At 50.2% G+C, this 25,755-nt stretch carries 22 protein-coding genes; 15 read left to right on the forward strand and 7 right to left on the reverse strand.

What is annotated here, in order from left to right:
- The first annotated feature begins 162 nt into the window (after window positions 1-162).
- Window positions 163-1,404, forward strand: a complete 1,242-nt coding sequence (locus tag EDM59_RS17045; protein ID WP_122924691.1) for an aspartate kinase — start codon at window positions 163-165, stop codon at window positions 1,402-1,404.
- An 84-nt stretch (window positions 1,405-1,488) separates the two neighbouring features.
- Here EDM59_RS17045 and EDM59_RS17050 read toward each other — a convergent pair whose 3' ends face one another.
- Window positions 1,489-1,935, reverse strand: coding sequence for a DUF2507 domain-containing protein (locus tag EDM59_RS17050; RefSeq protein WP_122924692.1), 447 nt, complete (start codon window positions 1,933-1,935; stop codon window positions 1,489-1,491).
- Window positions 1,936-2,256: 321 nt separating this feature from the next.
- On the opposite strand from EDM59_RS17050, the gene EDM59_RS17055 reads away from it, so the two are divergent.
- From EDM59_RS17055 to sdhB, 3 genes are read left to right on the forward strand one after another with little or no spacing between them, the layout of a single operon-like run.
- Window positions 2,257-2,868 carry a succinate dehydrogenase cytochrome b558 subunit gene (locus tag EDM59_RS17055; RefSeq protein WP_092274197.1) on the forward strand — a complete coding sequence of 204 codons (612 nt, stop codon included), beginning with the start codon at window positions 2,257-2,259 and terminating at the stop codon, window positions 2,866-2,868.
- Between the two features lie 18 nt (window positions 2,869-2,886).
- Window positions 2,887-4,638 carry a succinate dehydrogenase flavoprotein subunit gene (gene sdhA, locus EDM59_RS17060; protein ID WP_092274195.1) on the forward strand — a complete coding sequence of 584 codons (1,752 nt, stop codon included), beginning with the start codon at window positions 2,887-2,889 and terminating at the stop codon, window positions 4,636-4,638.
- 20 nt (window positions 4,639-4,658) lie between these two features.
- Window positions 4,659-5,408 carry a succinate dehydrogenase iron-sulfur subunit gene (sdhB, locus tag EDM59_RS17065; protein ID WP_092274192.1) on the forward strand — a complete coding sequence of 250 codons (750 nt, stop codon included), beginning with the start codon at window positions 4,659-4,661 and terminating at the stop codon, window positions 5,406-5,408.
- A gap of 74 nt (window positions 5,409-5,482) precedes the next feature.
- On the opposite strand, the gene EDM59_RS17070 is transcribed toward sdhB, so the two are convergent.
- Complete coding sequence (locus EDM59_RS17070; protein ID WP_183192934.1) at window positions 5,483-6,649, reverse strand: MFS transporter; 1,167 nt, start codon at window positions 6,647-6,649, stop codon at window positions 5,483-5,485.
- 178 nt (window positions 6,650-6,827) lie between these two features.
- Between EDM59_RS17070 and EDM59_RS17075 the strand changes: the two genes are divergently transcribed.
- Window positions 6,828-7,184 (forward strand): winged helix-turn-helix transcriptional regulator, encoded by a 357-nt coding sequence (locus EDM59_RS17075; protein WP_122924694.1) that lies wholly within the window; start codon window positions 6,828-6,830, stop codon window positions 7,182-7,184.
- Between the two features lie 41 nt (window positions 7,185-7,225).
- Here EDM59_RS17075 and EDM59_RS17080 read toward each other — a convergent pair whose 3' ends face one another.
- Together EDM59_RS17080 and EDM59_RS17085 are read right to left on the reverse strand one after the other, a co-directional pair.
- Window positions 7,226-8,812 carry an MDR family MFS transporter gene (locus EDM59_RS17080; RefSeq protein ID WP_122924695.1) on the reverse strand — a complete coding sequence of 529 codons (1,587 nt, stop codon included), beginning with the start codon at window positions 8,810-8,812 and terminating at the stop codon, window positions 7,226-7,228.
- A gap of 76 nt (window positions 8,813-8,888) precedes the next feature.
- Window positions 8,889-9,332, reverse strand: coding sequence for a MarR family winged helix-turn-helix transcriptional regulator (locus tag EDM59_RS17085; RefSeq protein ID WP_122924696.1), 444 nt, complete (start codon window positions 9,330-9,332; stop codon window positions 8,889-8,891).
- Window positions 9,333-9,518: 186 nt separating this feature from the next.
- Between EDM59_RS17085 and EDM59_RS17090 the strand changes: the two genes are divergently transcribed.
- From EDM59_RS17090 to EDM59_RS17115, 6 genes are all read left to right on the forward strand, one after another.
- Window positions 9,519-13,277, forward strand: coding sequence for a S8 family serine peptidase (locus EDM59_RS17090; RefSeq protein ID WP_122924697.1), 3,759 nt, complete (start codon window positions 9,519-9,521; stop codon window positions 13,275-13,277).
- Between the two features lie 158 nt (window positions 13,278-13,435).
- Window positions 13,436-13,738, forward strand: coding sequence for a hypothetical protein (locus EDM59_RS17095; protein ID WP_342769211.1), 303 nt, complete (start codon window positions 13,436-13,438; stop codon window positions 13,736-13,738).
- A 79-nt stretch (window positions 13,739-13,817) separates the two neighbouring features.
- Window positions 13,818-14,279 carry a chemotaxis protein CheX gene (locus EDM59_RS17100; RefSeq protein ID WP_122924698.1) on the forward strand — a complete coding sequence of 154 codons (462 nt, stop codon included), beginning with the start codon at window positions 13,818-13,820 and terminating at the stop codon, window positions 14,277-14,279.
- 226 nt (window positions 14,280-14,505) lie between these two features.
- Complete coding sequence (locus EDM59_RS17105; RefSeq protein ID WP_183192935.1) at window positions 14,506-15,756, forward strand: M24 family metallopeptidase; 1,251 nt, start codon at window positions 14,506-14,508, stop codon at window positions 15,754-15,756.
- 197 nt (window positions 15,757-15,953) lie between these two features.
- Entirely contained in the window at window positions 15,954-16,817 is an 864-nt protein-coding gene (locus EDM59_RS17110; protein WP_342769212.1) for an ABC transporter permease subunit, read from the forward strand.
- Between the two features lie 34 nt (window positions 16,818-16,851).
- Window positions 16,852-17,775, forward strand: coding sequence for an ABC transporter permease (locus tag EDM59_RS17115; RefSeq protein WP_122924700.1), 924 nt, complete (start codon window positions 16,852-16,854; stop codon window positions 17,773-17,775).
- A gap of 157 nt (window positions 17,776-17,932) precedes the next feature.
- Here EDM59_RS17115 and EDM59_RS17120 read toward each other — a convergent pair whose 3' ends face one another.
- On the reverse strand, window positions 17,933-18,154 hold the full coding sequence (locus tag EDM59_RS17120) for a helix-turn-helix domain-containing protein (RefSeq protein WP_003387736.1): 222 nt from the start codon (window positions 18,152-18,154) through the stop codon (window positions 17,933-17,935).
- A gap of 1,375 nt (window positions 18,155-19,529) precedes the next feature.
- Here EDM59_RS17120 and EDM59_RS17130 point away from each other — a divergent pair.
- The 3 genes from EDM59_RS17130 to EDM59_RS17140 are packed head-to-tail and all read left to right on the forward strand — an operon-like array spanning window position 19,530 to window position 23,827.
- Window positions 19,530-20,189: a TetR/AcrR family transcriptional regulator gene (locus EDM59_RS17130; protein ID WP_122924702.1), complete on the forward strand. Its 660-nt coding sequence runs from the start codon at window positions 19,530-19,532 to the stop codon at window positions 20,187-20,189.
- Between the two features lie 27 nt (window positions 20,190-20,216).
- Window positions 20,217-21,947 carry an ABC transporter ATP-binding protein gene (locus EDM59_RS17135; RefSeq protein ID WP_122924703.1) on the forward strand — a complete coding sequence of 577 codons (1,731 nt, stop codon included), beginning with the start codon at window positions 20,217-20,219 and terminating at the stop codon, window positions 21,945-21,947.
- A complete protein-coding gene (locus EDM59_RS17140) occupies window positions 21,944-23,827 on the forward strand; it encodes an ABC transporter ATP-binding protein (RefSeq protein ID WP_122924704.1) in 1,884 nt (627 codons plus the stop codon). The genes EDM59_RS17135 and EDM59_RS17140 overlap by 4 nt, the downstream gene beginning before the upstream one ends.
- 45 nt (window positions 23,828-23,872) lie before the next feature.
- Here EDM59_RS17140 and EDM59_RS17145 read toward each other — a convergent pair whose 3' ends face one another.
- Entirely contained in the window at window positions 23,873-24,226 is a 354-nt protein-coding gene (locus EDM59_RS17145) for a VOC family protein (RefSeq protein ID WP_122924705.1), read from the reverse strand.
- A 117-nt stretch (window positions 24,227-24,343) separates the two neighbouring features.
- Between EDM59_RS17145 and EDM59_RS31085 the strand changes: the two genes are divergently transcribed.
- Entirely contained in the window at window positions 24,344-24,505 is a 162-nt protein-coding gene (locus tag EDM59_RS31085; RefSeq protein WP_183192936.1) for a GNAT family N-acetyltransferase, read from the forward strand.
- Window positions 24,506-24,588: 83 nt separating this feature from the next.
- Here EDM59_RS31085 and EDM59_RS17150 read toward each other — a convergent pair whose 3' ends face one another.
- Complete coding sequence (locus EDM59_RS17150; protein ID WP_122924706.1) at window positions 24,589-25,722, reverse strand: M24 family metallopeptidase; 1,134 nt, start codon at window positions 25,720-25,722, stop codon at window positions 24,589-24,591.
- Window positions 25,723-25,755 lie beyond the last annotated feature (33 nt).

A 25,755-nucleotide genomic window follows, 5' to 3' on the forward strand; every position in this document is an offset into this window, starting at 1 on the left:
TTTTACTAATTGCGAATGTCATAACTTCATGAATAGTCTGCCTGATCAGAACAGGAAAATGTCAGGAAATGGCGTAAATGTAATAATACGCATGTAGAAAAAATAGAAACCATACGAAACCATATAGGAAACGAGAGAATAGGAAAAGGGAGAGAAGCCAGCATGGGGTTGATCGTGCAGAAATACGGAGGCACCTCCGTTGGTACCATTGAGCGTATTTTGCGAGTAGCGGACCGGATTATCAGCTATAAAGAAGAGGGACACGATGTCGTTGTGGTAGTCTCTGCCATGGGAAAATCCACAGATGTCTTGGTGGATATGGCCAAGCAAATTACGGCTTACCCGTCGGAGCGGGAAATGGATATGCTGTTGACCACGGGGGAGCAGGTATCCATCGCGCTTTTGTCGATGGCTTTGCATACGAAAGGCTACGATGCCATTTCGCTGACTGGCTGGCAGGCCGGTATCACCACGGAATCGATTCACGGGAGAGCGCGAATCCAGCAAATTGATGCCGCCCGCATTCAGTCGGAGCTGGGGCGTGGCCGCGTCGTTATCGTGGCAGGCTTCCAGGGCCTCAGTGAAGAGGGCGAGATCACTACGCTCGGCCGCGGTGGTTCGGATACGTCAGCAGTGGCTTTAGCAGCCAGCTTGAATGCTGAGAAATGCGAGATTTTTACAGACGTGTCCGGTGTGTACACGGCTGATCCACGCGTCGTTCCGGCAGCTAGCAAGCTCGACAGCATTTCCTATGACGAGATGCTGGAGCTGGCGAATCTCGGAGCTGGTGTGCTGCATCCGCGTTCAGTAGAAGCCGCAAAAAAATACAAGGTACGGCTGGTGGTCCGCTCCAGCTTTACCGCTGAAGATGGTACGTACGTAGAGGAGGTTGCCAACATGGAAACAGGAAGAGTGGTAAGTGGAGTCGCTCACGATGAAGATGTTGCGAAAATTACGGTTGTCGGGATGCCTGCGAAAGTAGGAACCCTCTCTCGCCTTTTCAATACACTGGCAGATCATCAAGTCAATGTAGACATTATTATTCAAAGCTCCTACGATGCAGCCGTAACGAACATCTCGTTTACGTGCGCATCCGATGATTTGAAGAAGGCGCTGGATACCCTGGCAGCCCATCAGGAAACGCTCGGCTTTGAAAAGGTGGATCATGAAGAAGGCTTGACGAAAGTATCGATCGTCGGCTCCGGCATGATCAACAATCCAGGTGTTGCAGCTGAAATGTTCCGCGTTTTGGCTGAACAAGAAATTTCTATTAAAATGGTATCCACTTCTGATATCAAGGTTTCATGCGTGATTCCAGCTCATTTGACAGAACTCGCTGTTCGCAGCCTGCATTCGGCTTACGGACTGGACGTAGCCGAAACCGCTGTCGTACACGGACTGTAGGCTTTTGAATTCGGCGATGCGGCTATACTCCCCTCTTCCCTGTCTGGGAAGAGGGGTTTCCCATGTTTGATGCCATCGAGGATTTTAATGGGATGCCTCAATGCGTATTTCACTCTCGCCTTCCAGCAAGAGCTGAGCAGTCGTTTCCTTCCCTCTCCACTGTTCGACCGCCCCTGCGACGATACCGCATTCTAGCGAAAGAGCGCGGCTTTTTCGCTGCTCGGACATATAGGGGAAGATAGCGTGAGAGAGCTTGAAGAGGATGCGTGATTCCGACTCTTCCAACAAGTCGAGCTGTCCCAAGCCTAGCCGTATAAAGGGCATAATGATCCCGTTTGCCGATTGGATGGGAATCTTCCCTCCGATGTCTTTGCCGAGCCAATAAAGGATAGGGCTTTCGCTTTCACCGAGCAAGGTGTGGGTGAGTGCTTCTCGCAAGACGTGATAGCCGAGATAGGGCATGTTCATGCGTTCGGCATATGCGATAGACTTTTGCGGCAGTAAAGCGGACAGTTGATCCGTCTCTTTCATTCTGCTTCCCTCCTGTCTGTACTAGATTATGAGGAACCTGCTTTTGTTATGACAGAATAATAGGAAAATAACGCCGATAGAAAAGTATGATCTATCAATGGATTTAGTCTATTAACTGTCTTGACGCTCCCCGAGTACAGGAGTACAATTGTTTTGGTCAAAGTTTTGCCCAACTTTTTTTCGTGTTCTGACACATTTCGACGCATATAGACATTGTGGTGGAGAGAACTATGTCATGTCTAATGGATGATCCAATGGGTTAGGATATGGGGGAAAGGTCTATTAAAAGAGCGTTACATACATTGAAAGGGGGACCATAGTATGGCGAAAGGCAATAGCTTTCTCAGTCACAAGCTACACTCACTTCTCGGATTATTTCCTATCGGGCTGTTCCTGCTGTTCCACTTGACAGCAAACTATCAAGCAACCCGCGGAGCGGAAGCCTTCAACACTACGGTCGGCGCGATTGAATCCGTTCCAATTCTTCTTGTAGTTGAATTCGTTTTCATCTACATCCCGATCCTGTTTCACGCGATTTACGGTATCTACATTGCTTTCCAGGCAAAGCAAAATGTAGGGAACTTCGGCTACTTCCGGAACCAAATGTTCCTGTGGCAACGGGTAACAGGTATCATTACGCTCATTTTCATTGTTTGGCACGTATGGGAAACCCGCATTGCTAAAGCAATGGGAGCAACCGTAGACTTCGATATGATGGCGAACATTTTCAGCAGCCCTGCAATGATCGTGTTCTACACCATCGGTATCATCAGCACTGTTTTCCACTTCTCTAACGGTATCTGGTCGTTCCTGGTTCACTGGGGTATTACAGTTGGACCACGTTCCCAACGTATCGCTACTTACTTCACATTGATCGTATTCGTAGTTGTGACTTACATCGGCTTGCGTGCGATGTCAGCTTTCATTGTATAGGGATAGGGGGACTTCATTATGGCAAAAGGTAAACTAATCATTGTCGGTGGTGGTTTGGCCGGCTTGATGGCTACCATCAAAGCAGCAGAAAAAGGCGTTCCCGTCCAGCTTTTCTCCCTGGTTCCGGTGAAACGGTCTCACTCTGTTTGTGCCCAAGGCGGAATTAACGGCGCGGTAAACACCAAAGGGGAAGGCGACTCCACCTGGATTCACTTCGACGACACCGTTTACGGCGGCGACTTCCTGGCGAACCAACCGCCAGTTAAAGCAATGTGTGACGCAGCACCTGGAATCATCTACATGCTGGACCGCATGGGTGTTATGTTCAACCGTACACCTGAGGGTCTCTTGGACTTCCGTCGTTTCGGGGGAACGCAGCACCACCGTACAGCATTTGCTGGTGCAACCACTGGTCAACAGCTCTTGTATGCTTTGGACGAGCAAGTACGTCGCTACGAAGCAGAAGGTCTGGTTACCAAGTATGAATATTGGGATTTCCTCGGAGCTGTTTTGGACGATACCGGTACCTGTAAAGGGATCACGGCGCAAAACATGCGTTCCGGCGAAATTCAATCCTTCCGCGCGGATGCCGTTATCCTGGCGACTGGCGGACCTGGTATCATCTTCGGTAAATCGACCAACTCGATCATCAACACAGGTACAGCAGCATCTGCAGCTTACCAACAAGGCGTAATCTACGCGAACGGCGAAATGATCCAGATTCACCCGACAGCGATCCCAGGCGATGACAAGCTCCGCCTGATGTCCGAGTCTGCTCGTGGTGAAGGTGGACGCGTATGGACATATAAAGACGGTAAACCTTGGTACTTCCTGGAGGAAAAATATCCAGCGTACGGTAACCTGGTACCTCGTGACATCGCAACACGTGAAATCTTCAGCGTGTGCGTAGACATGAAGCTGGGTGTAAACGGCGAAAACACGGTGTACCTCGACCTGTCTCACAAAGATCCAAAAGAGCTCGATGTTAAATTGGGCGGAATCATCGAGATCTACGAGAAATTCGTAGGGGATGACCCGCGCAAAGTTCCAATGAAAATCTTCCCTGCTGTTCACTATTCCATGGGCGGTATGTGGGTAGATTACAACCAAATGACCAACATCCCTGGCTTGTTCGCAGCAGGTGAGTGCGATTATTCCCAACACGGTGCGAACCGTCTGGGTGCAAACTCCCTCCTGTCCGCGATCTTCGGCGGTATGGTAGCAGGTCCAAAAGCAATCGAGTACATCGAAGGTCTGAAGCAGTCCGCAGATGATCTGTCCTCTACACTCTTCGATGGCTTCACCAACAAAGAGCAAGCGAAATACGATAGCATCCTGAAAATGGATGGTACCGAAAATGCTTACTTGATCCATAAAGAACTGGGTGAGTGGATGACGGACAACGTAACCGTTGTACGTTACAACGATCGTCTGCAAAGAACAGACGACAAAATCCAAGAGCTGATGGAACGCTACAAAAATATCAACATCAACGATACAAACAAATTCAGCAACTCGGGTGCAGCGTTTACCCGTCACCTGTGGAACATGCTGGTTCTGTCCCGTGCGATCACGATCGGTGCGCTCAAGCGTGACGAGAGCCGTGGCGCTCACTACAAACCAGATTTCCCTGAGCGTGATGACGAGAACTTCATGAAGACTACTATGGCGAAGTTCAATGCAGAAACAACTGCGCCAGAAATCTACTACGAAGAAATCGACGTTTCCCTGATCGCGCCACGTAAGCGTGACTATACGACAAAGCATTAATAGATAGGAGGTAACTGATCATGGCAGAAAAATTAGTACATCTGATTATTACTCGTCAAGATAGCCCTGACAGCACTCCGTACAAGGAAGAGTTCAAAATTCCTTACCGTCCGAACATGAACGTCATCGGGGCGCTGATGGAAATTCAGCGTAATCCTTTGACAGCACAAGGCCAAAAAACGGCTCCGGTAAACTGGGAATCGAACTGCCTGGAAGAAGTATGTGGTGCGTGCTCGATGGTCATCAACGGAAGACCACGCCAAGCTTGCTCTGCGTTGATCGATAAACTCGAACAGCCGATCCGTCTCGAACCTATGAGCACATTCCCGGTACAACGTGACCTGTCCGTTGACCGCAGCCGTATGTTCGACGCACTGAAACGCGTAAAAGCATGGATCCCAATCGATGGTACACATGACCTCGGTCCTGGTCCACGTATGCCTGAGGTTGATCGTCAATGGGCGTATGAGCTGTCCAAATGCATGACTTGCGGTGTATGTCTGGAAGCTTGCCCGAACGTAAATGCGAAATCCGAATTCATCGGTCCTTTCGCGATTTCCCAAGTTCGCCTGTTCAACGAGCATCCAACTGGTAAAATGAACAGACATGAGCGTCTGGAAGCTTTGATGGAAGATGGCGGTATCGGTGATTGCGGTAACTCGCAAAACTGCGTACAGGCTTGCCCGAAAGGCATTCCGCTCACAACTTCGATCGCTCACATGAACAAAGAAACAACCAAACACGCTGTGAAGAAATTCTTCTTCTCGTAATCGCGTGACCAAAAAAGCGTGCAATCCGGATAGCGGGTTGCACGCTTTTTGTTTGGGAGGGGGAGCAGAAGAGATTAGCCAGAAACGATCTGAGCCTGCTTTTGCTTGGAAAAGGCGACCAGAATGAACCCGAGCCCGATAGTGAGAAACAGGCCAGCTCCCCAAGGATTGTAGGCGACTGTAGCAGTCGTATGAATCAAGAGGCCACCGATCGCAGCACCACTCGCCAGTCCGAGCTGAATAAAGGAGGAGTGAACACTGAGCAGCAGATCGGCGGATGCGGGGGACAGCTGAATCAAATAGGTCTGAATAGAGGGAGACACGAAGAACAAGGTACCGAATGCAACTCCCAGGAAGGCTGCTCCCATGATCGGACTGGTAACCATAAGTGGTAACAGCCCAAATGAAGCGGCGAGAACGACGATGGAGAACAGAATGATTCGTCGTGTCCCCCATTTATCTGCGGCATGACCACCCAGTCTTGCGCCAAGTACCCCGATCAGGCCTAAGACGAGCATGAGAAGACCCGTTTCCGAGATGCTGTAATGGAGGATTTGGACGAGATACGGGCTGACATAGGTGTTCATCATCGAAATTCCTGATTCCCGAAAGAGGGTGAAGGAAAAGGTCAGGAGCAACACGGGATGCAGGAGGAGCTGAAGCTGGGAACGGAAAGGAACAGGGGGGCTTCCTTCCATGGTCGGAAGCAAGCGGATCAGCACTAGCAAAAGAACTGCGCCGAGAACTGCCAGAAAAAGAAAGATGACACGCCAGCCCATCGAATTGGAAATGGCGATACCAATAGGGGTACCAAGGACGAGGGCTGCACTAAACCCGAGAATCAGGGTACTGATGCTGCTTCCGATTTTGTCTGGTGACACCAGGCGGGAGACAGCGCCGAACGAGACGACGAGAAATAAGCCAGCGCTCGTGCCCACTACGACACGAGAACCTAGGAGCGTCAGGAAAGAAGTGCTCCAAAGGGCAAGTAAACAGCCAAGAATAAATACGAGCAAAGCGCCGAGCAAGACCTTTTTTCGCTCGAGGTGAGAGGTCAGAGCCACCGCAATAGGAGTGCCGATCGCATAGGCTAGGGAAAACGCAGTAATGAGCTGACCAGCAAGAGCAACGGATATTTGCAGGTCTTCGGCCATAATGGGAAGGATCCCCCCGACAATCAGTTCGGAAGTGGCCGTTAAAAAAATGCCGAGAGTGAGTACATATAGGATAGAGCGTTTCATGATATCATTCGCCTTCTTTCTGCTGGACACCGCTTCGTTTTGCTGAAGAAGGGTACCAGGGATTGTCATTGATTGACAGTATAAAATACGTCATTACATAATGTAAGAAGGCAAAGATTTTGGATATTATCCAACTACATTGACTAACTAACTTTTTGTTAGTTAAGGAGGAGCGATCATGGGGCAGCAGGATGCGAGAAAAGACAACCAAAACGCAAGCGACTCCGAAAATTCCCCGATATGTGCCGTACTGCGGATTCTAGGAGCGAAATGGGCGTTTCTCGTCCTGGATGAGCTATTGAAAGGACCACAGCGGTTTAATGAGCTGAAGCGAAGGCTTTCGATCGTCAAGACGCAATCCCTCACAGATACGCTGCGGCACCTGGAGCAAAACGGTCTTGTACACAGAGAAGTGTTCCCGACCGTTCCAGTCACCGTCCAGTACTCGTTAACGGAAAAGGGGAGCGACTTTCAGGCTGCTTTAAAAGAAATGGAAAAATGGGGACAAAAATGGGGGAGTTACAGGGATGAATAAAAGCCAGCAGCCTTTTGGGGGCTACTGGCTTTTGTTTTGGTTTAGGCTGCCACATCTTTATCCTCTTCGTCTTTGACAGGCTTGCTGATCGTGATCTTTCCCAGGAAGAAGGTCAAGACCGCACCGATCAGGACAAAGAGCATCCCGTACAGGAAGACGTAGTGCAAGGAGTCTACCATGGAAGACTTCAGAATCGGCAGCAGTGTATCGCCAATAGCGGCGGGGATCTGCGCCAGTGTCTCAGGGCTGTACATCATCGAGTAGAGTCCCTGTGGATTGGTAGCGATCATGCCCTCCATCTGCTGCACCATTTCGTGAGACTGGGCAGGCAGCTTTTCCAGAAACGGAACGAGCTTGGTCTGCAAAAGACCACTGGACTGAACATTCATCACGGCTCCGAGAATCGTCATCCCAAAAGTCCCACCGATCTGGCGGAAGAACTGGCTGGAGGATGTAACGACACCCAGCTCTGATTTGGGGAACGATTCCTGCAAAGCGATCGTGGTCAGCGGCATGACGAGACCCATGCCAAGACCGAGCACTACCATGTAGCACATCGCACTCAGCTTCGTTGTATCCAGACTCATGCCGGAAAGGAGCCAGAAGCCGGCGCTCATCGTCAGCATACCGATCAGCATCTGGGTACGCAAACCGAGCTTGTGGACCAGACGCCCGCCAAAAATACTGGTCAGCATCATCGACAGCATCATCGGAATCATAACGGTACCTGATTCGGAGGCGCTAATCCCGATCACACCCTGCATAAACAAAGGGACAAACATGATTGCGCCGAACATACCGACGGACATCAGGAAGCCGATGCCGGACAGCAAAGAGAACGTCTTGCTTTGAAAGAGTCGCAGCGGCAAAATAGGCTCGCTGACTCTGGATTCGATCACCAGGAAGCTGGTCAAAAACACGATTGCCAAGCCGAACAACGAGAGGATTTGCCAGGAGCCCCACGGATAATCTTTTCCTCCGAAAGTAAGCCCCAACAGCAGGCTGACGACACCGGCGATCATGGTAAACATGCCCCAAATGTCTATTTTCACAGGACCTGAGGCTTTAAAGCTTTTCAAAGCAATGGAAATCAAAATGGTGGCGATAATCCCAACGGGCAGGTTGATGTAAAACACCCAACGCCAGTTCAGGGAGTCGACAATCCATCCACCGATTTGTGGGCCAACGATGGAGGATAGGCCGTAGATGGCACCAAACACGCCCTGCCATTTCGCACGCTGTTGACCTGTGAAAATATCCCCGATGATGATCATGGCCATCGGCATCATGATCCCGCCGCCAATCCCTTGCAGGGCGCGGAAGAAGATCAGCTGGTTCATCGTTTCGGCCATGCCGCACAGCATCGAGCCGACCATGAAAATAATCAAGCCTGTCACGTAGACGGATTTTCGCCCAAGCAGGTCGGCCAGTTTCCCTGCAATGGGGACGACGGTTGTAGAGCTCAGCATGTACGCAGTGGTCAACCACGTCATGACTCCCAATCCGCCGAGCTCACCCACGATTCGCGGCATCGCCGTACCGACGATGGTTCCGTCCAATGCAGCGAAGAGCATCGCTACGAGTAAACCTGCTATTAATAAGCCTCGATTTTTCATTTGTTCTTCCAATTTCGATCACTCCTAGACTTGTTGAAACGCTTCTTGTTGTGTGGACGGAGGGAATGGACAGAAGCAAACAAATTACTTATTCACTTTTGACTGGAGGCGCAACCTTTGCCATCTTTTCAAAGACATGAATGAGGCTTTCCAGCTCTTCAGGGCTTAGATGAGACAGGTAGTGCTGCAGGATTTCCAGCCTGTGCGCTTTGACTTGATTCAGTGTCTCGATGCCAGATGCCGTAAGTCGAATATGAACGACACGCCGATCGTTTTCATCTCGATCACGAACGACGAATTCATGCTTATCCAAACGATCAATCATAGCGGTGATGGCACTGGGCTTGACTGCCATGGATTCTGCCAGCTCACCGACCGTGCATTTCCCTTTTTGATCAAGCTGATGCAAAATGTAAAATTGGGGGCCCGTCAGACCGAAGATGGGCTCGGACAGTTGTGGACCCAGCACACGCATGGTGGATCGGACAGCCTCTTGAAGGCGCTCCATGGCCACTGTGAGATCTTGTTGCATAGCCTCAGCTCCTAAGTTATCCTACATTTCCTATCGCGAATATTTCACGTGTAGAAAAGTTAACGTAATTAAATATATGCTTGTCCCTTAGGTTTGTCAACTACACATTTTCACTTGAGGGAATACCTGAGCGGTTCCCAGTGAAAACTTAATGACAATGGAAGCTTTTCCAAAAGGGGGCAAACGATGAAAAAACAGATGATCAGCTTAGGGTTGGCGTTGCTTTTGCTTCCTCCTACCGCATGGAACATCCGGTCCGTACAGGCAGATTCTGCAGATGCGTCAACGGCTTTGTACGATCAGGTCATACACGATTTAAGCAAAACCGACTGGCAGCCATATACAGGAACGTTGTCAGCAGCGATCCAACAGGAGAAGTGGGCATCGGCAGATGAATGGACGCGAATGAGTCATTCGTTTTTAGGCGAGCAGGTATCGTCTGCTTCGAATTCAACCTTGGACATGATTGAAGCCCCGAAAGCGTGGGAGACGGCAGGGGTGAAGGGGGAAGGAATGCTCGTCTCTGTGATTGATACGGGGGTCAATCCCGCACATCCCGACATGCCGGCCCCACGGGATAAACGTCTGGCCCAGCAAAAATCCGGCTCGACACAAAAGGTCCTGCGAGGCTTCAACTGGGCAGACCGGAATCAGACGACTGAGGATGTAAGTGAATCGCAGCACGGCGTTCATGTGTCGGGAATTATTGCAGCCAACGGAAAGCTGAAGGGGGTCGCACCTGAGGCACAGATCTTGAGCCAAAAGGTCTTTTCCAATTATCAAGGGGAAGTACCGGGGCTAAGCGAGTCGATTTTGTTTGCGATCAACGATTCGATCACGAAAAAAGCAGATGTCATCAATCTGAGCCTAGGTTCCTCGGCAGGCTACGTGGATGAAGCGAATACGGAGCAGTACGCGGTCAAGCGGGCGGTAGACAACGGTGTCATCGTCGTCGCAGCAGCGGGAAATGACGCCTATTTCGGGAGTGACAAGGTACGGGAGACAAACCCCGACATAGCGATGATCGGCTCGCCAGGACTTGCGCCAGACGCTTTATCGGTAGCCTCTGTCAATGCGACGACGCTGGCAGGGTACAGCTTCCAGGTACAGGGCGTGCCGGGACTTGCGCGCGTTGTGTACTTGCATGGACACGTGGGAAACGGTGCGGTAATCACACCGGTTTCTGCCCTGTTGAAGCCGTATCCGCTGGTTTATATGGGAAAAGGCAAAAAAGAGGACTACAACGTCTCTGTCAAAGGAAAAGTCGTGCTTCTGGAGCGCGGAGATATCTCCTTTGATGAGAAGCTTCGTCTCGCGAGTGAAGCTGGTGCAGTCGGAGCAGTCATTTACAATAACGAACCAGGACCTCTGCTCATCAGTGCGGAGCATTTGAAGCAGGTTCCTGCCGTGTCCATTTTAAAGCAGATGGGCGAACAGCTAGCTCAGGCACTGAAAAAGGGCAAAAAGGTAACGATCAGCTTTGACGGTCAGTACGCGCAAAACCCCATGCCTTATCCGGATGGGGGGACGGTATCGGCGTTTACATCCTGGGGGCCAACTCCTGACCTGCAATTCAAGCCAGAGATTTCCGCTCCCGGTGGAGGAATTTTATCGACGGTACGAGAATCGGAGTACGCGGTAAAAAGCGGAACGTCCATGGCAACGCCGCATGTCGCGGGGGGCATGGCCCTGTTGAAAGAAGCCTACCAGAAGCAAGGACGTGCGCTTTCCGGACGCCAGCTGGTTGAGACGTTGAAGGCAGCGGCGATGAACACGGCGGAGCCTATTATTGACCCACAGCAAGCCGTTTCTGTCTTTGCAGAGAAGCAGCAGAAAAAACTGCCGTACAGTCCGCGTGTCCAAGGAGCGGGCCTGATGCAAATCGCCAAGGCGATCCAAACACCGGTCATCGTTGTAGACCGGAAAGGAAAAGCAGGGGTCTCCTTGGGAGAGGTGGGAGAGACGACTACGTTCTCCTTGTTTGTGGAAAACAAGTTTGGGAAAAAGCCGATTACTTATCAGCTTCAGGATGAGTTTGGGGTGCTGACGGACATGCGCCGAAATGGCGTAAATCTGCTGACGGAAACTGCCATGGACGGCGCACAGCTGAGCTTTTCCAAGCAGCAGGTAACAGTCGCTCCCGGCAGCAAGGCAGAAGTAAAGGTGACGCTGCAAATTCCGAAGGGCGCTGCGCGAAATCAATTCGCAGAAGGCTATATTTCCTTTCAGCCTGACGACACGGATCTGCCGAAGCTGCGCGTTCCTTATTACGGGTTTTACGGAAAATGGGATGAGCCGCGGATCATGGATGCACCGATGTGGGAAGCAGGCAGTCAGGAAAAACGGACAGGAATCAAGACGACGTGGTTCCATGACAAGCAGAATGACAAGTGGAAGTATCGGGATTATCTGGGCGTGACAGGGGTAGGAGAAGAAGGCAGTGTACAAATCGATCCGACGAAGGTCGCCTTTTCTCCAAACGGGGATGGCCATTACGATGTGGCAGCTCCCTCGATCACGTTTTTGCGAAATGCACGCCAGGTGGTTGTAGATGTCACAGATGCAAACGGCAAGCTGATTCGTCCGCTGACCCGTGTCGAGCGGATCAGCAAATTTGATCAGTCCAAGCTGGGAACACCCTACTACTATACAGAGCGGGAAGAATGGAGCTGGGATGGCAAAGCCTTTTCGCCGGAAAAAGGAATTTACGAAAAGGTCCCTGATGGAGCCTATCAGTTCGTCATCAAAGCCAAAATTGACGCGCGCAATGCCAATTGGCAAACGCTCACGCTGCCCGTGCGAGTGGACACCAAGCCGCCAGTCATCTCGGCATCGCTCTCAGGGAATCGCGTGCAGTGGAGTAGTCGAGACAAAGACGTTCAGGGCTATCTGCTCTATGTGAACGGGAAAAAGGCAGGTGGCCCGTATTCGAGCAGCGTCAGCAGTACGATCGTCAATCAGCCGGATAAGCGAATGAGCGTGGTTGCCTACGATTTTGCCGGCAATGTGAGTGTCGTGGATATCAATGGAAAAAGCGATACCGTACCGCCATTTGTAGAGTTCCCGGATGATTTGTTTGCCTACGTGAAAATATCCAAGCAGACAGATGTAGCGATTCGCGGAAAAGTAACCAATGAAGATATGCTCGATCGTGTTCGTCTTTCGATCAACAAAGCGCCCGTGAAGGTGGAGGCAGATGGCGCATTTGAGACCATCCTGCACTTGCCGGAAGGGCTCAATTACGTGGCCTACAGCGTACAGGATATGTACGGCAACACACGTCAGTTTACGCAAAGAGTGATCGTGGACACGACAGCCCCATTGCTGCAATTCCAGAATGACGGGACAGAGGATGTCGTTTTCGATGCCAATGCCAAGCAGGTCATGATACCGATCCGCTTCATGTACCGGGATCAAACCTACAAAGGTCAGGTCAGTCTGAATGGGCAAATCATCTCAAGCTTTGAGGAAGATCAACTGGAAAAGCCAGTCCAAAAGAATGTGACGCAGACACTGGCACTCAAGCAAGGAGAAAACCGGATACTCATAGAAGGGAAGGATGGAGCAGGCAACCAGAGCGCTTTGGTCGTTTATGGATACGTAGATGCCAACGCAGGGTCAGTTGTCTTGAATCAAGGAGAGCAGCGTTTTACGTATCAGGCGAGAGCAAGCGCAGCTCCTACCGTATCCATCGCCCAAAAGCAGGTAGAAGCAAAGTCGGGTGATACCGTTGCCATTCATGGGAAAGCGACAGGGACGGGCAGTGTTTCCTTGACAGGCACTTACGGCGATCGAAAGCTGCAGGCAGATATCAACGATCGGGGCGAATTCCGGATTATCGTGGATCAGGTTCTCGACGGCAAACACAAGCTTTCGCTTCAAGCAAAAGATGCTCTGGGTCGCGAAGCCCGAGCGGAAGTGTTGGTGCAAGGCAAAAAGCGGTAAGGAGGCACCCGGGGTAGCGTATGTTCATGCTATATCCGGGTGTTTTCATTTTTGGAGGAAAAAGTATGTTTTACCACGGCATAAAATGGGAATATGTGTGTAGGGAGTATCCGTTGCTTTCCCCTAGAAGAACGGTGAATGCCAAAAAAGAGGAACAAATGTTGGATCGCCTGCATTTGATTCAGCAATTTGGGCTTGAGCCGATCCATTTGCTGGAAGACGATGACAGCTATCCTCCAGAACGTTGCATTCAGGAGTGCCTGGCGTTTGGGGATACCGTATTTATGTTTAAGCGGCTTCGCCTGCCGATGTGGCAGTTGAGCAGTCACGAAGTTGGGGTAGAGGTACTGGATTTGCGAACATGCTCCTACATTTTTACTAGTTTGCATGAGGCCAAAGTAGAGGAGCTTTTTCCGAGCATTCCATGCTGGAGGGACCAAATTCCTATAAAGTTTTGTTGAATGGCTTGCTTCTGCCAAAAATCGACATTATGATAAGGCTTATAGAAAGACAATTGCCCGGGAAAGGAAGATTGCTTAAATGAAAGACCATGACTTTTTGGATCCATTCCTAGAATCTGCAACGTCCGTGATTCAGCAAGTTTGCAATGTAGGCATATCTCGTGGGGAAATGGCTGAAAAGGAGTGGATTTATCCGGAGAATCATACCTGGATACGGATTGGAATGACGGGTCAGCTGCAAGGAACAGTCTTTTTCGGACTGCAGGAAGAATTGGCTTTGCGCATTGTGTCTGCCATGATGGGTGGCTTCCCTATTCAGGAAATGGATGAGATGAGCAAAAGTGCCATATCCGAATTGGGCAATATGATTTCAGGGAATGCAAGTACAATCCTCTCCAATCGAGGAGTAACCGTTGATATTACCCCGCCGCTTTTCTTGTTTCAGGATGATATGCAAGGAATATCGGGGACAGCATTATCCGCACCTTTGGATCTTCATGATATGGGACGGATGGAAATTCAGATGGTGGTAATAGACTAAGAGAAGGCTGAGACCGTCTATTTTTTATACAGTAAGAATTGATAAGATTCTGATCCAGTATAAGTGAAACTAAGGCCCCACCGCAAAGCTTGGCGGAGCCAAGTTTTCTAATGCAGAAAAGAAATGACTTTTTCGAATGATTGACGACCCTCTTTCTCATGCTTTATCGTGAAACTCATAAATGCTAGAAAATGGAGAACGGCATTTGTGTGAGGGGGATGTAGAAGTGGAAGATTTCGGTTTTGGCGGTACGATCCTTTCCTTAAAAGAGCGTGGACGGACAAAGGATCGGTGGCTCAAGCACAGACTGGAGACGCTCCTGCCTGCAATCATGGACAAGCATCAGTTGGACGTATGGGTCATCGTCGGGAGGGAATACCACGAGGATCCCATCATGGAAACCTTGTTCCCTGCGGCTGTTGACAGCTCGCGTCGACTGACGATTTTTGCTTTCTTTTTAAACCAGGACAAAACGGTGAGCCGGTATGTCCTTCATGCCAATCCTGCCTACGATCCTTTTTACGAGCGGGTATGGAAGCCTGGGCGCGAGGATCAGTGGGAGTGTCTTGGGCGAATCATTCGGGAGAGAAGCCCGAGACAGATTGGTGTGAATACATCCAGTCATTACAGCTTTTGCGATGGACTTACTCATACATTCTACGAGAAGCTGATCGGCGCAGTAGGCAGTGAGCTTGCGGCCAACGTAGTCAGCGCACAGAGCGTTGCACTCGACTGGCTACAGATCCGGAGTGAGGAAGAGCTGATCGCTTATCCGACGATCGCAGAAACAGCAAGACGCCTCGCACAAGAAGCTCTCTCGAATAAAGTGATACACCCTGGAATTACGACAACGAACGATGTAGTGGACTGGATCCGGCAGCGGGTCAGCGATTTGGGGATTCTTACATCCTTTTACCCAACGGTGGACGTCGTGAGAAAAGACGGTGATCGCTTGGAAGGGGTCATCATCGTACCAGGGGATATCGTGCATATCGATTTTGGCATTCATTATCTGGGACTTGCGACAGACACACAGCAGCTGGCTTACGTACTGCGTGCGGGTGAGAGGGAAGTGCCAGAGGGCTTGCAGGCTGCGATGCGTACAGCCATTCGGTTTGAGGACATCCTGGCAGAAAATTTCGTAGAAGGCCGCACAGGCAACGAGATCTTCACTGCGAGCATGCAGCAAGCAAAAGCGGAAGGCATACAGCCGATGATTTACTCTCACCCGATCGGCAATCATTGTCATGCGGCTGGTCCCTTGATCGGGATGTACGACAGACAGGAAGAGATACCGGTACGTGGGGACTTGGCGCTGCAAAACAACACGTGCTACGCAATGGAGTTCAATATCCGGCAGTACATTCCGGAATGGGATCAGGAAATCTCGCTCTATATGGAAGAGCCCGTTTCCTACATCCATAACAAGCTGCACTACCTGGCAAAAAGACAGACAGCTTTTTACGTAATTCGCTGATTTCGCGGATAGGCCACCTCCCCTTTTCCTCTCGAGAAGTCTTCTATTTGGGGCTTCGCTTTGGGGAGAAAGGGGATTTTTCTTGACTATTATTCCAATCTATTATCTGAAATATAAAAAAACATAAAATATTTTTGATTGTCTGGATGAATTTTTTTAGATAGTGTATTGTTGGATTAGCAAGGGGGTATGAATGCTTGTCATATGTGAAACAACTGCTGGGAATGTTCTTCCTGGTCATTGCCGTCTGTGGCGGGCCGTTCATGTTGTATACGGTAAAAGAAGAGATTGTGTTTGCACCTGAAAATGTCGTGGTGCACACGGTGTATCTGATCCAGCAAATCGCTGGGGGCTCTCTGGGAACCTATTATTTGGGAGAAAATGAGAGAAGGATAGCCGAGGACATCGTGCCGTTCGCCATCAGTACGTTTGAACTGCTCTTTTCCAGTGTTTTGATCGCCGTAGTCGCAAGTCTCGTGTTTGGTTTGTTTTTGCAGCGTTTTCGCATCGTGCGGCATCTTCAAAAAGGATTGAATCTGCTCGCGACGATTCCGGACTTTATTCTGATTTTTGTGTCGATTCTAGCAGCGATTGGATTTTACAAGATGACCAACATACGGATTATTACGTTATCTCCTACGAGCGATTCTGCCAACAGCTGGTTCCCGATGACTCTGCTTGCGATTGGCCCTACGATTTTTCTCATGAAAGTCATCAGCTTGAAATATACCCAGATCGGCGGAGAGGACTACATCAAGACGGCCCTGGCAAAAGGGATGGGAGTCTGGCATGTCCTCATTCACCACGTATACAAGAATATTAAGCCCTTTCTCTTGGCTGACTTGAAAAAAACAATCGCGATTACGGTAGCCAACCTGTTTATCGTCGAATACCTGCTCAATGTAGTAGGGCTGACGCGGTTCATTTTCAGCAAAAGCGGAGCGTATCAATTTAACGCAGCTGTCATGGGGCTATTAGGCATCATTTTTTTGTCCATTCTCGTCTATCTCCTGATCCGCGTGATCTTGTACCTGTTCGAACGCGCGGTCGTTTACAAGTAGGCGGTACTCTTATTGTCATGAGTGAGGTTTTTCTATGCAGAAACAAATGAATTGGTCGCTATGGATGGGGGCTTTCCTGGTGCTGCTCCTGCTCATTGTCGGAGTGATCGGGCCATATGTGGCTCCCTATGAACTGGACTTTCAGGAAAAGCTGCGCAATGAAGTGGTAGGCGGCAAGACGGTCATCATTTCGCCACCGCTGCCCCCGTCAGATGAACATGTTTTCGGGACGGACAAGTGGGGCTACGACATGCTGACGCTGCTCCTGCACGGGGCTCCTTATACGGTATTTGTTACACTGGCGATAGCTTTAGTCCGCTTGGTGATCGGTATGGGGATCGGATTGTACATCGGTGTCCAGGACAAGCCGCAGCGCTGGTGGCTGGCGATTGAAAATGCTTGGAGCTACATGCCGATCTTCATCCCCGTATATTTCCTGCTCAAAGGTGTCAGCATCAACCCACTGATGCCGACGTCAACGCTGGTAGCCCTTTTTATTGGCGTCGTGGCTGTTTTGGGAGCGCCGAGTGTAGCCTCCTCTATCCGGCAAAAAACAGAGCAAATCAAGGAGACGCAGTACGTCTTGGCTGCGACATCGCTGGGGGCGGGCAGAGAGCAAATCATTTTTCGCCATATCGTTCCGCATTTAAAAGAGCAGCTCATCATCATTCTCGTCACGGAGATGGTGGCGATCATGACCTTGATGGGGCTGTTGGGCATGTTTGATCTCTTCGTAGGCGGTACGAAAATGACGATGGATCCAGTGCTGTACCACTCCATCACCCATGAATGGGCAGGGCTGCTCGGTTCGTATCGCGGATTTGTATACAGCAACTACACGTGGATTTTTCTCACGCCGCTGGTGGCGTTCGTCTGGGCGATTGGTTCTTTTACCTTGCTGGCAAAAGGACTTCGGGAAAAGTTCGAACAGACGTATCATCGGACACCGTTTATCTAAAAAGGTAAGGACAAAAAGCTCGGGATCTTTCGCGGATCCGGAGCTTTTTTGGTGGAGGAGCGTTGTGTAAGAATGACCATAAAGGGGAGACCAACGCAAAATAAAAAAACCCTCCCTTCCGACCTAGGGAAGAAAAGGGAGGCTGGGTGGACTGGGCTCAAATCTCTAGTTCACCAAGTCGAACGAGTTCGACTACTGCCTGAGATCGACCTTTTACACCTAATTTTTGCATAACATTGCTAATGTGATTGCGTACAGTCTTTTCACTGATGAAGAGTTGTCCGGCAATCTCTTTGGTTGTCTTATCTTGGACCAAGAGTTCAAACACTTCTCTTTCGCGATTCGTTAACAACGGCTTGGTTTGGTCGCTACCCTTCAATCGTGCCACCCCTCCTTGTGGGCTCTACAGGAACAAGGTTGAGGGATTACAGAGTCACCTTATCCTATGATGGGGGGTGGGTGATGGTGCCGGAATTTCAAGGATTTTAGGCTTTTGCCATACATCCTATTCAAAAAATGGGCAATGGGTTCCGAACACCTACATCTCTGCTGTCTCATTTTCAAGAACCATGTCTCGAGCCTTAGGTTCGTGCTTGTTACCATTTTCTTGCATGTTCGGCAGGCGTCGCGAACACGTTGCAATTCTAGGACGACGATGGCCGCCAGATTTCTCCAGCTCGCGAAAAGGAGTCTGGCGTCGGAACCCAAGGCCAACACCGCCCCCGACACTTCAGTCTATTCACGTGATACCTGTACTGCTCCCGTTCTTTTTTGCTTCTTTTCAATCTTGTTTAACTAATTGGGACAAAAAAAGGGGGCGCATGCATGCCCCTTGTATTCCAAGGTCGACTAGGAAAGATCCCTCCCTAAAAAACTCTAAACCTATTCGGGAGGTTTCCAGTCCTGCGAATATTTAATACTTGTTGCAGCGTTAGTCGGCTGCTTGACATGATGATGGAGTGGACCTCGAAGCCGAGGGCTCTTTCCACATCAGCAATACTTCTGCTTATCCGAATGATCCGAAAGGCGCCTTTAAAATTGTTTCTTGCGAATAAAACGAAAGTGGCACCTCTGCCGTTTGAACGGAATCGTAAACTTTCGGGCTCGTCAAAGATTCTTTCTGTATTGCGGATTGCCCTATTGCCACGAAAGATCCTGATCCTTCCACGGAAGTTTTCGTCACTATATAGCGTAAGCCTTGGAAGACGTAGTTGAGTCTTGCGCATAGTTGTTCTGTTCCCCCTTTTTTTTACTACTTTTACATTATGCTGAATAGCAGACAGGGGGTTGGACTGCCATCACGCTTGTCTTCATAAATAGTCTTTTTAAATAGTGACTACCTTTTCCAGCTCGATATTTGGCTGGTTTTACACGATAGGTTTCTTTTGAAGAAGTGCGGTTCGAGCATCAACGCAGTGACATGGAATAAATACTAGAATGAAAACGGAAGTCTACGTTTCTACATACCGCCCATAATCCGGCACGGCGACGCACAGGCAGTACAAGTCCGGTGTGACATTTTGACCGAGACCGCTCGAGAGGGAAGTGACGGGAATAAAGGGGTGTTCATTGTTCCTATCTTGACCTTCAGCAAGCTACTACCTACATGGGTTACTCTTTACTAAGTCTGGAAGAAATATGACATGTACCTGTTTGTCGCTTCCCTTCGTATCACCTATTGACACATCCTGCGATGAGGTTTATATTTTGACTGACAAGAAAGTCAATCAAAAAGCACGGGAGGGGAAGTGCGCGTGCCCCGTACAAAAGAGCAAAACGAAGAGATACGTCTTCGCAGAAAAGAAGCGATCATGAAGGGCGCATTGAGCGTCTACGTGGAAAAAGGATATGCAGCGGCTGATATCGGGGATGTTGCGGAGCGCGCCGGTGTCGCTCGGGGGCTCGTGTACTACTACTATAAGGACAAACGATCGTTGTTTCGCGATTTGTTCGCGCATATGTTTCAGATGTCCAACACACATACGCAAAACCATTTTGCCCAGGAGGGGACAGCGATCGAGCTGTGTCGGGCATTTGCGAACAGCATGTACCTTTCTCTGTTTAAAAACTCTGAGCACGTGATGTTCTTTTTTCGAATGCGCTTTGATCTGCAGGAGTTGTTTGCACCAGAGGAGCTGCAGACGGGCATGTGGCGGGACAATAATATGCGCACCGTGGCGCAAACGCTTGAAAAAGGAATGGAAGAAGGCTTTGTCCGGCGCATGTCACCGGACCTCTTAGTCGAGCAATTCTGGGGAACGATGATGAGCGGCATGCTTTTCTTGTACAAAAAAAGGGAGGCATTGCTGCAAGAAGGGAAAAGTCTGGACGAGATGAGAGAGCTTCTGTCGACGGAGATTTCGGACGCGACAAGCACTTGTGTGGCAGCGATCAGCTCGAAGCCGCTGCCCTAGAAATTTTCATACCGGAGGGTGAGACCTTTGCTAAAGTTAATGAATTTCCTGCGGCCTTACCGGTATATGGTCGTGATGACCATGGTATTTGTGCTGCTGCAATCCATAGCGAACCTGTACCTGCCAACGTTGATGTCCGATATCGTCAATGAAGGTATTGTCCACGAAAATACAGCCTATATCTGGAAGATTGGCGCCTTGATGCTGCTCGTATCGGCAGTTGGAGCTGCACTGTCTGTTGCCGCCAGCTATTTGTCATCCCGCGCTGCGTCTGGATTCGGCAAGAGGCTGCGCAGTAGTGTATTTAGCCACATTGAAAAATTCACGCTGCAGGAATTTGACACACTCAGTACGGCTTCCTTGATAACAAGGACGACCAATGACATTACACAAGTTCAGCAAGTACTGAACATGATGCTGCGGATGATGGTGATGGCGCCGATGATGTGCATCGGTGGGATTATTATGGCTTTGTCCAAGGATGCGCATCTGTCTCTGGTGATCATCGTCGCGATCCCGATCCTCGCTTTGGCGATTTTTTGGATTGGATCGAAAGGGATTCCGTATTTCAAAGCGATGCAAACGAAAATAGACCGACTGAATCTCGTCCTGCGCGAATACTTGACGGGTATCCGGGTGGTACGGGCTTTCAACCGGACAGAGCATGAGCAGAATCGATTTAATGACGCCAATGAGGACGTCACGGCAACCGCGATCAAAGCCAATCAGATCATGGCGGGAATGATGCCTGTCATGATGCTGATGATGAATGTGACTTCGATTGCCATCATCTGGTTCGGGGGACTGCGCATCAGTACGGGACATATGCAAGTTGGTGATTTGATGGCCTTTTTGCAGTATGCCATGCAAATTCTTTTCTCGCTGATGATGGCCTCCATGATGTTTAGCATGCTGCCGAGGGCTTCTGCTTCTGCTTTGCGCATCCATGAAGTGCTCGCGACAGCTCCCGTTATTCTGGACAAGGAGCAGACAAAAGAAGCTGAAAAGGATTCACGAGGGCACATTACATTCGATCAAGTGACGTTCCGCTACCCGGGTGCAGAGAAGCCTGCGTTGTCCAGGATATCCTTTACCGCCAAAGCAGGGCAGGTTACGGCGATTATCGGTGGGACCGGGGCCGGAAAAACGACCCTCGTCAGCCTGATTCCCCGTTTTTACGATGTAGAAAGTGGCAGTGTTCGAATGGGAGAGACCGACGTGCGGGACATGCCGCAGAGTACCCTCCGCTCCAAAATCGGCTTCGTTCCGCAAAAGGCACTCCTGTTTACCGGGACGATCGCGGACAACATTCGCTACGGAAAAGAGGACGCAACCGACGAAGAAGTCAACCATGCTGCGCAGGTGGCACAGGCTTCTGACTTTATCGCTGGCATGAAAGACGGGATTCAAACGATGCTGGCGCAGGGCGGAGCGAATTTGTCCGGGGGGCAAAAGCAGAGGCTCTCTATCGCACGTGCCCTCGTCCGCAAGCCAGAGGTATATATTTTCGATGACAGCTTTTCCGCCCTGGATTACAAGACGGATGCCAACCTGCGCGCTGCTCTGAAGGAAGAGATGGGGGAAGCAGCTGTCCTCATTGTCGCTCAACGTGTGAATACGGTAATGGATGCTGACCAGATCATCGTTCTGGAGGAAGGCGAAGTCGCAGGGATCGGAACACACAAAGAGCTTCTTTCGACCTGTAGTGTCTATCAGGAGATCGTTACATCCCAGCTGACAGAGGAGGAAATCGCATGAGTGAAGAACAACGGCGCACACCTCCAGGCCCAGGGCCAGGTCCTCGGCCAGGGGGATTTGGTGGACCCGGGATGATGACGATGCCAGGGCAAAAGGCAAAAAACTTCAAGGGAACGCTTGGGCGCTTGCTTCGTTACTTGAAGCCGTACCGCTGGAAGCTGATCGTCGTATTTTTGACAGCAGCGCTCAGTACGGTTTTCAGTATCGTGAGCCCGAAATTGCTGGGACACGCAACCACGACGATTTTCGAGGGCTTCATGGGAAAAGTAAAAGGTGTGCCGGGGGCAACCTTTGATTTTGCCGCAGTCTGGCAGATCGTTTTGGTATTGATCGGACTCTACTTATTTTCGGCGCTGTTTGCCTATGTCCAGCAGTTTTTAATGGCTGGCATCGCCCAGAAAGTCGTCTACACCCTGCGAAAGGAAGTCAATGAAAAGCTGGCCCGGCTGCCTTTAAAATACTTCGACGGCCGCACGCATGGGGAAGTGATGAGCCGCGTCGTTAACGATGTGGATACGATCAGCAGCACGCTGCAGCAAAGCTTGACGCAGATGATCACCTCTGTGATCACGCTAATCGGTGTCATTATTATGATGCTGACGATCAGTCCGCTGATGACCTTGATTGTACTGGTGACCATTCCGCTCAGCTTTGTCGTGATCAAGCAGGTGGCGTCGCGCTCGATGCCACATTTTAAAGGGCAGCAGCAAGCGCTCGGGGCTTTGAATGGCCACGTCGAGGAAATGTACACAGGGCACAAGATCGTGAAAGCCTTCGGACGTGAAAAGCGAGCGATGGAGAAATTCGATGCCATTAATGAAAAGCTGTATGAGTCGGGCTGGAAGGCCCAGTTCATTTCGGGGATCATGATGCCGCTCATGATGTTTGTAGGAAACATCGGCTACGTTCTCGTCTGTGTAGTCGGCGGCGTTCTCGTCACACGCGGCAGCATTGCGATTGGAGATGTCCAGGCATTTATCCAGTACGCCCAGCAGTTTTCCCAGCCAATCACGCAAACAGCCAACATCGCCAATATTATTCAATCCACGCTCGTATCAGCTGAACGGGTCTTTGAGATCCTCGATGAAGCGGAGGAATCCGAGGATGCGGTTTCGCGTGCAGGGGCAACAGGATTGGAAGGGCATGTACGGTTTGAGCATGTTTCATTTGGGTACAAGGAAGGCGAAACGCTCATTCAGGACATGAACATCGACGTGAAGCCCGGCATGACTGTAGCGATTGTAGGACCGACGGGAGCGGGTAAAACGACGCTGGTAAATCTGCTCATGCGCTTCTATGAGATCCAGGGCGGAACGATCACGATCGATGGGCAGGACATCCGCAGCATGCCGCGGGGAGAGCTGCGAAGCCAGTTCGGTATGGTGCTGCAGGATACATGGCTGTTTAATGGGACCATTCGGGAAAATATCGCCTATGGACGAGCGGGATCGAGTGAAGCGGAAATCGCGCAAGCCGCGCGGGCAGCGCATGTCGATCATTTCGTGCGCACGCTGCCTGACGGATACGAGACGATTTTGAATGAGGAAGCCTCGAACATTTCTCAGGGGCAAAAACAGCTTTTGACGATCGCCAGGGCATTTTTGGCAGACCCCACCATCCTGATTCTCGATGAGGCGACCAGCAGCGTGGACACGCGAACAGAGCTGTTGATCCAAAAGGCAATGGAGGGTCTCATGGAGGGCAGAACGAGCTTCGTCATCGCTCACCGGCTCTCGACGATCCGCGGTGCAGACTTGATCCTGGTCATGAATCAAGGAACAGTGATCGAGCAAGGGAATCATGAACAGCTCCTGGAAAAGGGCGGCTTTTACGCAGATTTGTACAATAGTCAGTTTTCACAAGCACAGCAAGTCGGATAAGCAAAAGAGAAACCATCCTGAAAAAAGCGCAGGGTGGTTTTTGCTTTAGTATTCGCACACTTCTAGGCGGTTTCCATCGAGATCATAGAAAACAAAGTACTTCGCTCCCCACTCGGCGATCTCTTCGACCTTTACCTGATGGGAAACCAAGTGCTGATAGGCTGCTTCTGCACTGGGTGCGTAAAAGTTGAAGGCGCAATGTCTGGGAGTAAATTCGTTCTCATCGCTGGTCAGGAACAAGGTGATGGAGGTATCGGAGAAGGTCACACTTTGGTACTCTCCTTTTTCGCTGCGCCAGCCGGGTGCACCCCCCAGCACCGTGACGTACCAATCCAGTGCACGATCGACATCTCGGGTGGGGACAAAAACGGTATCAATGCGTTTGAAAAAAGCAGACATGGCTGCAGCTCCTTTTCGCGAGGGATTTTCATCAAAGGGTTCTTTCACATGGAAGTTTCTGTTAAAATGAGAGAAATCCTTTCTGGCAAGCAAAAATCGAGAAAATAGAAACGAGGAATGGAGTTTGCTATAAAGCACTATGCACCGCGTCAGCTGAGATTGAGCGTAGCTGCTTTTAACAAGCGAGCGATTCGGTTGTACGAAAAGATGGGCTTTCAGGAAGTAGGCTCCTTTCTCAGCAAAGAGACTGTTTTTTGGGTCATGAACGTAGAGCTCTAGACATTCGCAGGAAAACCTCCCGATGGCATCCAATGAGCAGCCGGGAGGTTTTTATATGTCCGTAGGCAGGAGAAAAAGCAGCCCTACAAAATCATGCTTTCCAAGTCGCTTGCCACATTGGTAACAAGCTCATAGCCATCCTTCGTAATGATTACGGTGTCGGAGTGGCGAAATCCCCCCAATCCGGGAACATAAAATCCAGGCTCAACGGTAAAGACCATCCCCTCCTGCAAGAGGGCCTTCTCATCAAATCGGAAAAAGGGAGGCTCATGAATATCCAATCCCATGCTGTGTCCAGTTCGGTGAATCGCATAATCGCCAAAGCCTGCTTTTTGAATGACAGCGCGAGCAGCGAGGTCAACGTCACACATAGGGACACCTGCCTTGATCGTGTCAAAGGCTGCCTGTTGAGCGGCTAGCATGACGGAAAAAGCTTCTTTTTGCCTGTCGCTGGCTTCCCGGGAAAAGCAGGTCCGTTCACACTCCGCGATATAGCCGTTTAGCACAACGTGGTGAGTGTGTATCAGGATGTCTCCTTTCTCCAGCCTGCGCGTATTGGAGTATACGTGAGGCATGACAGTACGCACTACTCCAGATGGGGTCATTGCATTTACGGCTGCAATGGTATTCGGGTAAAGACGAGAGACCTCTTCGAGAGCGGCCCGATGTCCCTGCTGATCAATCTCAAGCTCAGTGACGCCAGGGGCTACTGCTTCTAGAGATGCGCGAACAGCCAGGCTGACCATTTTTCCTGCGGAACGTAAGAGATCTAATTCTTCGGCATCTTTTACGACGCGTGCACCCAGGAGATCATCCGAAACATCGACCAGCTCCCAGCCTGCCTCTATCAAGGCTTTTGCTACCTTTATGGAAACGGCGTTGAACTCGACGCCCAATTTTCCAACAGGCACGCTTGCCTGCAAGTATGACAGGAGGGAGGTGACAGGGTTCGTTCCTTGGTGTGCCTGCTCGGGATGCTCGTAATACACGATGACACGATCCACCCGGGCAACGTGACGAGCGTGTTCTTCCTCTAGCCCAGGTACGATAAAAGCGCTTTCCTTTTGGGAGTGAACATAAAAGAGCGGACGGGAATACGTGATGGCTTTATAGCCACTCACATAATGCTGGCTAGTAGGAGAAGAAAGTACGATGGCTTTTAGTTGGTGCTTATCCATCAGTTGTTGCATCATTTTCAGGCGTTTTGGATGTGACATGAGTGTCCTCCTATATTAACGTTTTATCGTACA

It is taken from the genome of Brevibacillus nitrificans (genome assembly GCF_003710965.1).
GTDB lineage: Bacteria > Bacillota > Bacilli > Brevibacillales > Brevibacillaceae > Brevibacillus > Brevibacillus centrosporus.